The sequence below is a fragment of the Thiomicrorhabdus arctica DSM 13458 genome, assembly GCF_000381085.1.
In the GTDB taxonomy this organism is placed as follows: Bacteria; Pseudomonadota; Gammaproteobacteria; order Thiomicrospirales; family Thiomicrospiraceae; genus Thiomicrorhabdus; species Thiomicrorhabdus arctica.
The window spans coordinates 1,282,540-1,297,195 of the sequence record NZ_KB905899.1 but is presented as its reverse complement, the minus strand read 5'-3'; the positions used below and the strand labels follow the sequence as shown (position 1 = coordinate 1,297,195).

The window sequence follows — 14,656 nt, the reverse complement described above, 5'->3', positions numbered from 1 at the left end:
TTCATAATGACCCTACGCTCACACGGCTTGTATAAAGCCGCAGGACATGCCAGACCTGTTTGTTTTCTTACATTGAGCGATTCAATGCAGTGGTTATCCGCTAACAATGAGTAAAACCAATGAAGGTTTTGTCATTAGTCTTAAAGAGATAAAATCATCTCGCAATCCATTCTGAAAATGCTACATTAGAAAGAATAAATTAACGGTTTTACGAGGTAAAGGGATGTCTTCAAAGATGCAGTATTCATTAGAACAAGTTCAGCAGTGGAGTCCTTTTGTTGAGCAAAAAATTCAGCGTTTTCCAGAATTGCTAGAGCAGGCTCATTGGCAAGAGCTGTGGGCGGAAGGCGAACTGTATCAAAGAGTCTATCAACAAATTATGAATGCTGTTGACGAAGAAGAGTTGAAGACTTTGTTAAGACAAATCCGCAACTGGCAGATGGGACGTATTGCCATTAGAGACTTGTCAGGCTTGGCAAGTTTGCAAGAAGTTATGTTAACCATGTCGGATTTAGCCGATGCTTTGGTGACATCGGCCTTAGATTGGCATTATGAGCGTTTATGTCTGCGTTACGGTACTCCTTACGGTAGAGAATCTGGGTTGCAGCAAAAAATGCTAGTGATTGGTATGGGGAAATTAGGAGGGCAAGAACTTAATTTTTCATCCGATATTGATCTTATTTTTGCTTATCCAGAAGGGGGAGAAACCCGCCTTGATGAATATTCAAATGCCAAGCGCACCATTACCAATGATCTCTTTTTCACACGTTTAGGTCAGGCACTGAATAAGTCATTAACAGAAACAACTGGAGATGGTTTTGTCTATCGTGTCGATATGCGTCTACGACCTTTTGGTGATGCAGGGCCTTTAGCCGTCACGTTTGCCAGTTTAGAACATTATTACGAACTCCATGGTCGTGCTTGGGAGCGTTATGCTTTGGTTAAGGCCCGAGTGATGGCGGGCGATGCTACTGATGCGAAGTATATGTTTGATATTTTGCGGCCATTTATCTATCGTCGTTATGTGGATTTCAGTGCGATGGATTCCTTGCGAGAATTAAAACAGATGATTGCGGCGCAGGTCAAAAAGAAGGGTATGAAGCATAATATCAAACTCGGGCCAGGCGGGATTAGAGAGATTGAGTTTATTGCCCAAGCTTTTCAGTTGGTGCACGGTGGACGCGATAAAACCTTGCAAAGTCGTTCTCTATTAACAACGTTACAAGTCTTAGAAGATAACAATTTTTTGGAAGAAGAGAGTCATCAAGATTTACGATCGGCTTATGTGTTTTTAAGGCGTGCAGAGAATCGCTTGCAAGAGTGGCGCGATCAGCAGACGCATTCACTGCCGAGCGAACCGCATCAACAGCTTATGCTTGCAAACTCAATGGGTTTTTCTGAGTATTCTGAGTTTATGGTCGTGTTAAGTAAGCATCTAGAGTTTGTCCAGGGGCAATTTAATGAGGTGTTTGCAGAGGATGAAGTTTGCGAATCTCAAGATCGATTATCAGAACTTTGGTTGTCTGATTTAGAAGACGTTGGTGATTTAAGTGATCAAAATTTGCCCGTTGATAAAGCGGCGCATTTTTTAAAGGTGTTAAGGGATTTTAAGGACAGTCGAACCATTAAAATTTTAAGCCGTGAAGGCGCGTTACGATTGAATGCAACCATGCCGCTCTTGATGCAGGAAGTCTTAAAACCGGAATACAGTGAACAGTCTTTAACACGGGTGCTATCGGTGATTGAAGCCATTGCAAAGCGTAGTGTCTACTTGGTGATGTTAAAAGAAAACCCCGAATCTTTAGCGCATTTAGTTAAGTTGTGTGATGTCAGTGCTTGGCTAACAGAGATGTTAGTTAAGTATCCCGCTTTATTGGATCAACTATTAGATGAACGTACCTTATATGCTCCTTTGGAAGCGTCAGCGCTTCAGCACGAAGCGCTAGCTTTATTGGATAGCACGGGTCAAGATGAAGAGCTTTTCATGAATCAAATTCGTGAATGGCGCCATGCGCAAGTCTTTAAAGTTGCAGCAGCTGACATTACAGGACACCTCCCTGTGACAAAAGTCAGTGACTACCTGACTTGGATAGCGGAAGCGGTATTAAATGCAACCGTTGAATTTGCTTGGCAAATGATGCAGGAACGCAGTGGCTTACCGGGTGGTATGACTGAAGCCAATAAGCGTAACCCGTTTATGGTGCTGGGATACGGTAAAGTTGGTGGAATTGAACTTGGATATGGTTCGGATTTGGATATCGTTTTTGTCTATGAAGGACTTAACTCTAGCGATCAGGCGGTATCTTTAAAGGGTAAAAGTTTAGATAATGCCATTTACTTTGTCAGAATGGGGCAGAAAATTATCTCATTGATGACGACCTTAATGCCTTCTGGTGTTTTGTATGAAGTAGATACACGTCTGCGACCGAATGGTGTTTCAGGCATGATGGTGGTGGATTTTGAAGGGTACAAAAATTATTTAGAAAATAAAGCCTGGACATGGGAGTCTCAAGCATTTGTACGAGTACGTGCCGTGGTCGGGGATGCTGAGTCGGTTGCGGCTTTTGAAGTGTTTAAAACCCAGTTCTTATGTAAAGAGCGCTCGATTGAGAGTTTGCGAACAGAGGTGGTGGATATGCGCTTGAGGATGCAAAATGAATTGGATAAAAGCAATGATGAGCTGTTTGATTTAAAGCAGGGCAGAGGGGGGATTGTGGATATCGAGTTTATGGTGCAGTTTTTGGTGTTGGCTTATGCACATCAATATCCTAACCTGTCTGTATTTAGTGATAACTTAAGGATTCTCGAAGCGATTGCCGAAGCTAAATTATTGAGTCTACAGGAGGTGGATGGCTTGCTTGAAGCTTATAAAGTTTACCGCTCTAAATACCATCGAGTGGCTTTGCAAAAAGAAAAGTATTTAGTGGCCAGTACCTGTTATCAAGTGCAACGAGAAGTCGTGCAGTCAGTTTGGAATAAGTTGATGTTAGGTTGATGTTAATTTTAACGGCCTGCTTTACCAGGCCTGGTTATTTTAACCAGACATAAAAAAGCCCGCATAAAGCGGGCTTTTTTATGTCTTACTGTTCTGAATTAAGCAGAGTAGTAAAGCTCGAATTCAATTGGGTGCGTTGTTGCACGTAACTGAGTAACGTGTTCCATTTTCAGCTCGATATAAGAGTCAAGCATCACATCCGTGAATACACCGCTCGCCGTCAAGAAGTCACGATCTGCATTTAATGCATCTAGAGCTTCTTCTAATGATGCACAAACAGTGTCATAAGTGGCTTCTTCTTCTGGAGTAAGGTCATATAGATCCTTCTCTGAAGGCGCGCCTGGATCGATCTTGTTAATGATTCCGTCAAGTCCCGCCATCATCGAAGCAGCGAATGCTAAGTATGGGTTCGCCGTTGGATCTGGGAAACGTAACTCAACACGACGTGAACGCTCAGAAGGAGCATATGGAATACGAATAGACGCAGAACGGTTAGAACCAGAATAGGCTAGTAAAATGGGTGCTTCAAAGCCTGGGACTAAACGCTTGTAAGAGTTTGTACCCGGGTTAGTGAATGCATTTAATGCACGAGCATGCTTCATTAAACCACCAATGTACCAAATCGCTTCCTGAGAAAGACCAGCATAGACGTCGCCTGCAAAGATGTTCTTACCATCTTTAGATAAAGACATATTGATGTGCATACCGTTACCGTTATCACCAACGATTGGTTTAGGCATAAAGGTCGCTGTTTTTCCTAGAGCGTGCACTGTGTTGTGTACCGCATATTTTAGGATTTGAACTTCATCGGCTTTAGCCGTTAAGGTGTTACCCGCAATTGCTAGCTCACACTGGCCAGCTGTCGCGACTTCGTGGTGGTGTGCTTCAATTTTTAGGCCCATTGCTTCAGACATTGCGCAGATGTCTGCACGTACTTCATGTAACTGATCTACTGGAGGTACTGGAAAATAGCCACCTTTAATGCCAGGGCGGTGACCAACGTTGCCGTTAGCAAATACTTTTTCTGAGTTCCAAGAGGCTTCGTCTGCATCAATCTTTACAAAAGAACCAGACATATCTAAGCCCCAGCGCACATCATCAAAAATGAAAAACTCTGGTTCCGGACCAAAGAACGCAGAATCGGCAACGCCTGTAGATTTTAAATAAGCCTCGGCTTTTTTAGCGATGCCACGAGGATCTTTTTCATAAGATTCCATATTTGATGGGTCAACAACCATACAGCGGATAATGATGGTAGGATCATTGGTAAACGGATCTAAAACAAAACCATCTGTCTGAGGCATTAAGATCATGTCTGAGTTGTGGATGCCTTTCCAACCCGCGATTGAAGAACCGTCAAACGTTTCACCGTCAGTAAAGAAATCTTCATCAATTGCTGATGCAGGGATGGTCACGTGTTGCTCTTTACCGTGTGTATCTGTAAAACGTAGATCAGCCCACGTTACATCATTGTCTTTAATTAAGTCGAAAATCTCTTGAGACATTTTGCTATCCTTTTAGGGCTATACATTAAAAATTAGAACTTTAGGAATGTTAGCTTGAAACGTGCCAAAATTCCAATTATTTCTACTAAAAGTTTAACTAATTGAATTTAAAGCATTTGGCATAAATTCAAGAGTAATTAAATGGGGCCTAGTAGGGTGGTAAAGTTAAAAATAATGGTGCGTTGCATCTTTTTAGTGGTGCAAGAAAGTGTATATAGGCGGTGTAGTGTCAGTCTTAATGTTATTTTTCATAGAAATGTTACCGTTTTATGACAAGTCGCATTTAGGTTTTATGTATTTTGCAATTTAGCTGTCATATTAGTGGATTATAATCTTCGAACATTTAGACTCATTATAAAATTGAATAGATCTTGTCAACTCATGAAACAGGTTAAAAAGCATATGACTACAGCAGGGGACAAAAAACCTCATTCGACTTTAGAGGCTGCTCTCACAGGGCCGGCGTTTGAAAAGCGAATCAAACGCAGAAATATCAAGGACAAACTCGTTAAGTGGGGTATCTCCATTGGCGGTATAGGCGTTATTTTTTCAGTCCTATTAATTATGTTCTTTTTGCTATACGTCGTTATTCCCTTATTTGTTCCAGCCAGTGTTGAGCAACATCAACGTTATGATCTACCGGGCGGTCATGCTGAAAAGACGCTCTATTATGGTGTGGATGAATACAAATCTTCTGCAATGAGAATGACTGAGTCAGGTAAACTAATCGGCTTTGATCTAGCGGATGGTCGTATTCAGCTGACAGAAGATTTGCCACTACAAGGTCAGAGTATCACAAGCTTTACGGTGGTCAATGAATTGCAGAATCTGGTTGCATTCGGCCTTTCAGAAGGCGGGATACTGTTTGCTAAATACGGTTATCAAATTAGTTACCCGAATGATCAGCGCGTAGTCTCACCTGAAGTCACTTATCCATATGGTAAAGATATTCTTCAAGTCAGTGATTCAGCTATTCAGTCGTTAGCGATTAAGTCATTGGATGAAGAGGTCCGAGTGGCTTATCAGACAAAAGGATCTAAGCGAGTTGCAATTAAATCCTTCTCTAAAACAGAGTCTATGTTCAATGACTCAGTCAGCCTAGAAGAAGATTCATCGGTTGATTTTGAATCGACTATGATTCCAAAGTGGTTAATGCTCGATGGTAGTGGACGTAACCTTTATGTGATCTCTAAAAATGGTACGGCAGATTACTACGATCTATCTGACTTGGAAGCGCCGAGTTTATTACAGCATGTAGCTCTAGTCGAGAATAGTGAGCACCCAACGGTGATTCGCTTTTTATTAGGTGACTACTCTTTGATGATCGGTACGGATAAAGGGAATGTTCACCAATGGTTCCCAGTCCGTGATAATGATAATATTTTCTCTTTACAGCACATTCGTTCATTTAAAGTCAGTGACTCACCGATTCAGTCAATTGCGATTGAAAAAGGGCGCAAAGGTTTTGCGGTCACGGATGCTGCTGGAGAATTTAAACTGTATAACTCTACCGCTGAACGCCATCTAGCGACTAAGCAGGTTTCTCAAGGCGCTGCAGGCCTGGTCGTGATGGCCCCTCGTTCTAATGGAGCTTTAGTGGAAACACAAGATGGTGAGTTGGTTCAGTATGATATTGACAATGATCATCCTGATGTCTCTTTCTCAAGCTTATGGAGTAAAGTTTGGTACGAAGGTTATTCAGAACCGACTTATACTTGGCAGTCCTCTTCGGCAAGTTCCGACTTTGAACCGAAGTTTTCCCTAATGCCTTTGACTTTCGGAACCATTAAAGCCGCTTTTTATGCCATGCTATTTGCCGTCCCGATTGCGATCTTAGCGGCAATATTTACAGCCTTTTTTATGGACAGGCAAACTCGGCAATGGGTGAAACCTACAGTTGAAATGATCGAAGCTCTACCAACGGTTATTTTAGGGTTTTTGGCAGGCCTGTGGCTTGCGCCGCATATGGAAGAGAATCTACCTGGTTTCTTTGCCCTTTTGATTGTGATTCCCGTCGGTGTCATTTTGTTTGGTTTCGGCTGGACCCGACTGCCTAAATCAATTCGTAATAGTGTTCCTCTAGGGAAGCGTGCCATTTTAATGATTCCTGTTGTCATTTTACTTGGCTGGTTTGCTATGCAAATGAGTTCTCCAATGGAAAACGCTTGGTTTAATGGCGATATGCGTCATTGGTTAACCTTCAGTGCTGGCATTGATTTCGATCAACGTAATGCCATGGTTATCGGGTTTGCAATGGGTTTTGCCCTCATTCCGACCATTTTCTCGGTCACTGAAGATGCGATCTATAATGTGCCTACTTATCTCGTCAATGGTTCACTTGCTTTGGGTGCCAGTGGTTGGCAAACCTTGATTGGTGTGGTGATTCCAACCGCGAGTCCAGGGATCTTTTCAGCAGTTATGCTGGGCTTTGGTCGAGGCGTTGGTGAAACGATGATTGTCTTAATGGCGTCTGGTAATACCCCTCTGATGACAATGAATTTATTTGAAGGGATGCGAACTTTGGCGGCTAACCTTGCTATTGAAATGCCAGAAGCGGCAGTCGCCAGTTCACATTATCGAGTTTTATTCTTAGCCGGCCTAGTGCTGTTTATTTTTACCTTTGTGTTTAATACGTTAGCAGAAGTCGTTAGACAGCGTATGCGACGTAAATACGGTTCATTGTAGGAGAGTCATGATGAAAGAATGGTTAAACAAAGGCGAGCATTGGATCTGGCTAAGTGCCTCGACGGTTAGTATCAGTGTGGTATTGGTTTTGAGCCTATTGGCAATGATTTCTTATAAAGGCTTGGCGCATTTTTGGCCACATCCAGTATATGAGTTTAATATTGGTAGCCCGAATGGTGACACAACTCGGATATTAGGCGAGTTACAAGAAACTAAAAACAAAGTCGTAGTGGAAGCATCCGGTTTAAAAACACTGATTCCACAATACCTTATTAAAATGGGAAACCGAGATGTTTTCGGAATTGACTTTAAATGGGTCAGTTCTGAAAATGTTCAAGGAAAAATGGACACCTTAGCGAAGGATCCGGTCGTTATTGAGCGATATGAGTACGGGAATGTTTATGGGCATTTTTCATCTTTTACGTTGAATGGCAAGACGACCAATGATCCAACTCAGATTCGTTCAGAATTACAAGTCCAAGTTGCGAAAGGCAAGGCACTTCATTCTGCGATAACCTCAATTGAAAAATTCGATATGGGCGCTGTCAATAAGCATATTGAAGATCTACGTTTTGAAGAGAAGAAGCTCCGCATTAAAGGGGCCTTTACGCCGGAGGATGAGAGTCGTTTAAAAGCAGAACGTGCTGAGTTTCAAAAAACGTTTATAGCTTACCAAGCAGAAGTGAAAGTTTTATATGACCAAAAGGAGACATTGGGTGAGGTGGCTGTCGCTATTAGTAACGGGCAAGTATTAAGAGTGCCCGTTGAAAAGGTGGTTCAATTTTGGCAACCTAACAATATGAACTACGTTGAAAAACTTGGGTTTTTCTTCAGTTCTATTGGGCATTTTATCAGTGAAGATCCTCGAGAAGCAAACACAGAAGGCGGTATTTTTCCTGCTATGATTGGTACGATCGTCATGGTCTTATTAATGACGGTGTTCGTGACCCCAATGGGGGTTGTTGCGGCCATCTATATGCGTGAGTATGCTAAAGATGGATTGATACTACGTTTAGTTCGCATCTCTATTAATAACTTAGCCGGTGTGCCTTCTATAGTATTCGGTATATTTGGCCTTGGTTTCTTCGTATACATTATAGGGGGCTCAATTGATGAGTTATTCTACGGTTATGCGCTGCCAAGTCCCACTTTTGGTACACCTGGCTTGCTTTGGGCCTCTTTAACCATGGCTTTATTAACCTTGCCGGTCGTCATCGTCTCGACTGAGGAAGGTTTGTCTCGCATCCCCATGTCCTTACGCGAAGGCGGGTTAGCATTAGGCGCCACCAAGTCTGAAACGATCTGGAAGATTGTTTTACCCATGGCAACTCCTGCCATTATGACGGGTTTGATTTTAGCCATTGCCCGTGCGGCAGGCGAGGTTGCACCGTTGATGCTGGTGGGTGTGGTCAAGTTAGCACCTGAATTACCAATTGATTCGGTGGCACCTTTTATTCATTTAGACAATAAATTTATGCATTTAGGCTTCCATATTTATGATGTCGGTTTTCAGAGTCCGAATGTTGAAGCGGCACAACCCTTGGTTTATGCTACCTCACTGTTATTAGTGATTATTATTGTGTCATTGAACTTAGGAGCAATTACCATTCGTAACCGTCTGCGCGAAAAGTATAAAGCGCTCGAAAATTAATGAAAGCTTGTCTTATAGCGGTTTTTTGGGAACATTAATAAAATTTTTACTATTCTGTTAGGCCTCTGGTAAACGGAATAGATTTGAACAAAAAGAGATGAGTCAAATCATGAGTGAAGCAAAGATGAATATCGCATTAGACAGATCGAATAAAGCCTTATCATTGGAAAATGAAAAAATTGCCATAGAAGTTAAAAATTGGAATCTTTATTATGGTGATAAGCAAGCGTTAAGTAATGTGAATATGCTGGTGCCAGAAAACAGAGTGACTGCTTTTATTGGTCCTTCTGGTTGTGGAAAATCGACATTGTTGCGTTGTTTTAACCGCATGAATGATTTAATTGATATCGTTAGCGTAGAGGGTAAAATGGCTCTGCACGGTGATGATATGTATGAAAAGCAGATGGATGTGTCAGCATTGCGCCGACGAGTAGGCATGGTTTTTCAGAAGCCAAATCCATTTCCAAAGTCAATCTATGAAAATGTTTGTTACGGCCTACGGCTACAGGGTATTAAAGACAAGGCGTTACTGGATGAGACGGTAGAGTGGGCTTTAAAGAGTGCTGGACTATGGGAAGAGGCGAAGGATCGTCTGGATGATAATGCGCTTGCTATGTCGGGTGGACAGCAACAAAGATTATGTATTGCTCGGGCAATTGCCATCAAACCAGATGTTTTATTGTTGGATGAACCGACTTCAGCCCTGGATCCTATTTCAACCTTAGCGATTGAAGAACTGATATTTGAACTGAAGAAGGATTTCACTATACTGATCGTTACCCACAATATGCAACAAGCGGCGCGTGTTTCTGACTACACCGCTTTTATGTATATGGGGGAGTTGATCGAATATTCCTCTACCGACAATTTATTTACCAATCCAAAAGTCAAGCGCACAGAGGATTACATTACCGGTCGTTATGGCTAATTGAACCGATTGTTTCAACAACTAGAATCGGTCATTGTATAAATTTGAGGAGAGAATTATGGAGAGAGGACAATTTAATGAACATATTTCAGGACAGCTTAATCGCAACTTAGAAGCATTATTCAATCAAGTACTCGAAATGGGTGGTTTGGTAGAGAGGCAGCTTGATTATTTGTTAGAAGCGACAACCTGTGATGATAGATCGATTGCTAAGAAAGTTAAGCAACTGGATAAAATCGTCAATAGAGAAGAGATGGAAATTGATCGTCTTTGTGCAATGGTCTTAGCAAGACAGCAGCCAAGAGCATCTGATTTACGCTTGATTATTATCTCAATTCGCATGGCTGTCGATTTAGAGCGTATCGGTGATGAGGCCGTAATTGCTTCAAAGCTTTCCTCAAGAATGGCTAAACAACGTGTTCAATGCTCGAGTTTACCAGGGTTTAAAGGGTTAGTTGAGATTGCGTCATGCGGCGTAGAGAACCTAAAAAAATCTCTAAATGCATTTTCGTGTCTGGATTTATCCGAAATCATTGATATAGTGGATGATCAAGAAAGAATGGAACTTGTACAGAAGCATGCATTGGCTGAAATTCAAGAAGCTTTTGAAAAAACTGGACACTCTCCTGAGCATTTAATGGAGATGATTTATGCTGTCAGAGCCTGTTCACGTATAACGGATCATGTCGTTAACCTAACGGAAAGTGTTGTTTATTTGGTTGAAGGTCGAGATATCCGAAATATGGATACCGTCAAATTAAGTGAATTTTTAGATGGTGTTAAAGAGTAAGGCCAAAATGTCTAGAATTTCAATGAGGAATACTAAGTGAGTCAACAGATAATTCTGATTATAGAAGATGAAGCGGCTATTCGTGACATGCTAAAGTTTACTTTAAGTGCTTCGGGATACTTGGTGCGCGAAGCCCCTGATGCAGAAATAGGCTGGAAGATTGCCTTGGAGGATAAGCCTGATCTGATCTTACTGGATTGGATGCTCCCAGGTATGTCAGGGGTCGCTTTCGCCCAAAAAGTACGCCAAAATAGCCAGACACAGTCTTTGCCAATTATTATGCTGACTGCGCGTGGTGAAGAAGAAGATCAGGTTAAAGGCTTCGATTCTGGTGCCGATGATTACGTGGTGAAGCCTTTTTCACCTCGTGCATTAGTCGCTCGTGTACAAGCCTTATTACGCCGTCAATTGTCGGATAAACCTCTAACGGACAGGATCGAATCTGGCAAGATGCAATTGGATTTGACCAGCCATCGTTTTTTTATTGATCAACAAGAAGTCTCTTTAGGGCCTTCTGAGTTTAGATTGATTCACTTTTTTATGACTCACCCTAATCGTGTATTCTCACGCAGTCAGTTATTGGATGAAGTCTGGGGCACCAATGTCGTGGTTGAAGATCGAACCGTAGATGTGCATATTCGACGTTTACGCAAGCTGTTGGAACCCTTGGAAGTTGCAGACTATATTCAAACCATTCGTGGTTCAGGTTACCGTTTTTCAGTGACGGACGCTTAAACGTTGCTCTCCAGTGGCGTTAAGCGAGAACTCACCTGGATCATCACCAGTGCATGGATTGTGGTGTTTATCGCCTGGTTAACCAATGCTTGGATTGTCTGTTTTGTTTTATATCTGCTTTCCTATATGGGACGACAGTTGTGGAGTATGCGGAAGTTTGAAAGATGGATGAGTGGCGGCAGTTATGCAACTTTTCCACCCGCTTCTGGTTTTTGGAGTGAGTTAAGTTATCTGGTTTCGAAAAAACAACGTGCGCTTGAAAAACACGCGGATTTGCATCTGTATAAATCAGAGCAATTTAAAGCCGCTTCAATGCAGATCCCGGATGCGATCGTTTCACTAGACCAGAATAACTATATTGAATGGTTTAATACACCATCCGAATCAATGTTGGGTATACGTAGACAGGATATAGGTCGTAAGGTCGAAGGTATTATTCGTCAGCCTGAATTTATTGAGTATTTGAACATAACCGACTTTCAAGAAGCTCTTATTTTGAACACATTACAGGGCAAGCAACGTACTTTTGATCTCAAAATAATTCCCTACTTTGAAAGTCATAAGTTGTTGGTGGTACGAGACATTACTGAACTTTATCAGCTGGCTCAAATTAGACGTGATTTTATTGCTAATGCCTCACATGAATTAAGAACGCCTTTAACGGTTCTGAAAGGGTATCTTGAGCTGATGCAGGATATGCCGGGTGAACAACAGATCCTTTGGAAAACCCCTTTAGAGCACATGGAAAACCAATCCAATCGGATGCAGTCGATTATCGAAGACCTCTTAACCCTTTCCTCAATGGAAGCGGATTCGATCACGTCAGCCGCCACGAGTGTCGATGTTCCTGAAATTTTACAAAATATCAGTGTTGAGGCTCGGCAGCTTGGAAGTGATGCACATCATATTGTATTTGAGATAAGTCCTGACCTAAGGTTACAGGGTTATACCGAGCCGCTGAAGAGTGTTTTCATGAATCTGGTGGCGAATGCGGTTCGTTACTCTCCTGAAGGGGGCAATATCACGATTCGCTGGTACCTGGATAAAGAGGGGGCGCACTATGAAGTGAAGGACCAGGGGTTGGGAATCGCCGCTGAACATATTCCTCGCTTGACTGAACGTTTTTATCGCGTTGACAAAGATCGTTCACGAGTGACAGGTGGTACAGGGCTCGGTTTGTCAATTGTTAAGCATGTTCTAGAACAGCACGGTACAACCTTGAAGGTTGAAAGCGTGATCGGCAAAGGCAGTGTTTTTAAATGCGATTTCCCCTTGGATATTGTTGTTCAATAAAAAGTTTCACTCTTTTATAAATGTTCCCCATAAACACTCAAACTTACGAAACTTAAGAAAGTTAAGTCTGTCCACTGTGGTTCTATGTATGTAGTTTAAGAAGACCATTCTAATAATGGTCTGTTTGGATTGTCGACTTCGCTTAAATTGTCACCTTTCTTTCGCTGAATGATCGAGATTAAGAAAATCTGAATTTTAAGTCTTATTTCTCACTCTACCAGGCCTGGCCATTCTCTTAGCGTGACGTTTTGGTGTCCGCTTTTAGCCACTCATCTGCATAACAGCTAGACATACAAAAGAGAGCCGAGGCTCCCTTTTTAGTCTACTGGTGAGGTAGCTAAGCTTTAAGGAATCATCATGCCGCGAATCGCAAAGTAAATGAGTGCCGCCATTCCTGCGGAAGCCGGAACGGTAACGACCCAGGCGGTCACAATTTTTAAGAATGCCGAGCGTTTAACCAGTTCCGTTTGGTAAACTTTATTTAAACTCTTGCGTTCTTTTTTACTTAACTCAACTTCAGCTTCTTTCTGTTTCAGTTGCGAAAGCATGTATTTCTTTTCAGCAATGGAGGCATTCGCGAAACGTCGAATGTAAGCATTGACTTCCTCCTCATCCTCACCTTGGTGATGGTCTTTTATCTCTTGAATGGCTTTAGCATAACTACGCTTTAAGTATTCACGTAAAAAACCTACTCCGAAAATGCCCCCCACTGCAATGTGGGTTGAGCTGACAGGGAGGCCAAGCTGTGACGCAATAATCACTGTAATCGAGGCTGCCATAGCAACTGAATAAGCGCGCATTTGGTCAAGTTCAGTGATTTCAGAGCCAACGGTGCGAATCAATTTAGGGCCAAATAGTAGTAAACCTAAGCTGATACCAATCGCACCAATCACCATAATCCATAAAGGAATCTCAGCCTTAGCATGGATGCCTTGAGAGTTAATGGCATCGTTAATCGCCGCCAGCGGTCCAACCGCATTGGCGACATCGTTCGCGCCATGTGCAAAACTTAATAAAGCCGCTGCAAAAATTAACGGGATAGTAAACAATGTGTTGACACTGCGTTTGCTGTTTTGCAAGTAGTTTGCTTGACGCGTTATCAGTGGTCGAACAGTTAGGTAAACTGCAACAGCAATCCCAAAACCGATTAATAGGGCAATTTCAAAATCAACCTTCCAGATCTTTTTCAGACCTTTCATCACCAAGTAGGTTGAGAAAGCCCAAGCCATTATCGCAATCAACAACGGTAAGGTTCTCTTGGCAGCGTTTACCATATCATCTTTATAGGTAATGCTACGTTTGATCCACATTAGGAACCCAGCGGCAATCAAACCTCCTAACAAGGGAGAGATAATCCAGCTAGCGGCAATGGCCCCTACCTGGTTCCAGTTCGCAATGTCCCAACCGGCGGCGGCGATGCCGCCACCTAAAACACCACCCACAATCGAGTGTGTGGTTGATACTGGTGCACCTAATGCCGTCGCAATGTTTAACCATAAAGCGGCAGCCAATAGAGCTGCCATCATTAACCAGATAAAGGTCTGTGGATCATTGATCAATCCAGGGTCTATAATGCCTTTTTTAATGGTGCTGATAACATCTCCACCAGCGATTAAGGCACCTGCAGATTCAAAGATCGCCGCTAATATAATAGCACCGGTTAAGGTTAATGCTTTAGAGCCAACCGCAGGTCCAACATTATTTGCAACATCGTTAGCACCGATATTAAGTGCCATATAGCCACCAATCATGGCTGCAACGATCAGTTCTACGCTCATGACCCCTGTACCATTTTGCATGCCTGAGGTGAAGAGAATGATTCCAATAATGAAGAATAGAGCAATCCCGAAACGGAGCATCTCTTTACGGCCACTTAAGGTCGCTTTTTCAAGGTCATTGATATTTCGAAGTTCCATAAAATTTAGACTCGATTATTTGATTAAATTTGATCCGTGAATTGTATATAAAAATAAAGCCCTTCAAAAGGAATATTATACTTTTTTGACAATTACCAACTGCCTGTTGCTTTTAAATAAGAAAGGGTGTATTTATTATCGGAATTGTTATGGAATTG

9 protein-coding genes are annotated in these 14,656 nt (G+C 42.2%); 7 read left to right on the top strand and 2 right to left on the bottom strand.

Going from position 1 to position 14,656, the window contains the following annotated elements:
* The first annotated feature begins 223 nt into the window (after window positions 1–223).
* Window positions 224–2,995 carry a bifunctional [glutamate--ammonia ligase]-adenylyl-L-tyrosine phosphorylase/[glutamate--ammonia-ligase] adenylyltransferase gene (glnE, locus tag F612_RS0106015; protein ID WP_019556856.1) on the top strand — a complete coding sequence of 924 codons (2,772 nt, stop codon included), beginning with the start codon at window positions 224–226 and terminating at the stop codon, window positions 2,993–2,995.
* Window positions 2,996–3,093: 98 nt separating this feature from the next.
* Here the strand turns inward: glnE and glnA are convergent, their stop codons facing one another.
* On the bottom strand, window positions 3,094–4,500 hold the full coding sequence (gene glnA, locus F612_RS0106010) for a type I glutamate--ammonia ligase (protein WP_019556855.1): 1,407 nt from the start codon (window positions 4,498–4,500) through the stop codon (window positions 3,094–3,096).
* Window positions 4,501–4,881: 381 nt separating this feature from the next.
* Here glnA and F612_RS0106005 point away from each other — a divergent pair, with 381 nt between their 5' ends.
* The 6 genes from F612_RS0106005 to phoR all read left to right on the top strand — a co-directional run bounded on the left by F612_RS0106005 (window position 4,882) and on the right by phoR (window position 12,582).
* A complete protein-coding gene (locus F612_RS0106005) occupies window positions 4,882–7,185 on the top strand; it encodes an ABC transporter permease subunit (RefSeq protein WP_019556854.1) in 2,304 nt (767 codons plus the stop codon).
* A gap of 10 nt (window positions 7,186–7,195) precedes the next feature.
* Window positions 7,196–8,836: a phosphate ABC transporter permease PstA gene (pstA, locus tag F612_RS0106000; protein ID WP_019556853.1), complete on the top strand. Its 1,641-nt coding sequence runs from the start codon at window positions 7,196–7,198 to the stop codon at window positions 8,834–8,836.
* Between the two features lie 109 nt (window positions 8,837–8,945).
* A complete protein-coding gene (gene pstB, locus F612_RS0105995) occupies window positions 8,946–9,764 on the top strand; it encodes a phosphate ABC transporter ATP-binding protein PstB (protein ID WP_019556852.1) in 819 nt (272 codons plus the stop codon).
* 58 nt (window positions 9,765–9,822) lie between these two features.
* Entirely contained in the window at window positions 9,823–10,554 is a 732-nt protein-coding gene (gene phoU / locus F612_RS0105990; protein ID WP_019556851.1) for a phosphate signaling complex protein PhoU, read from the top strand.
* A 36-nt stretch (window positions 10,555–10,590) separates the two neighbouring features.
* Window positions 10,591–11,289 (top strand): phosphate regulon transcriptional regulator PhoB, encoded by a 699-nt coding sequence (gene phoB / locus F612_RS0105985; RefSeq protein ID WP_019556850.1) that lies wholly within the window; start codon window positions 10,591–10,593, stop codon window positions 11,287–11,289.
* A gap of 3 nt (window positions 11,290–11,292) precedes the next feature.
* Window positions 11,293–12,582 carry a phosphate regulon sensor histidine kinase PhoR gene (gene phoR, locus F612_RS0105980; RefSeq protein WP_019556849.1) on the top strand — a complete coding sequence of 430 codons (1,290 nt, stop codon included), beginning with the start codon at window positions 11,293–11,295 and terminating at the stop codon, window positions 12,580–12,582.
* Window positions 12,583–12,926: 344 nt separating this feature from the next.
* Here phoR and F612_RS0105975 read toward each other — a convergent pair whose 3' ends face one another.
* A complete protein-coding gene (locus tag F612_RS0105975; RefSeq protein WP_019556848.1) occupies window positions 12,927–14,498 on the bottom strand; it encodes an inorganic phosphate transporter in 1,572 nt (523 codons plus the stop codon).
* Window positions 14,499–14,656 lie beyond the last annotated feature (158 nt).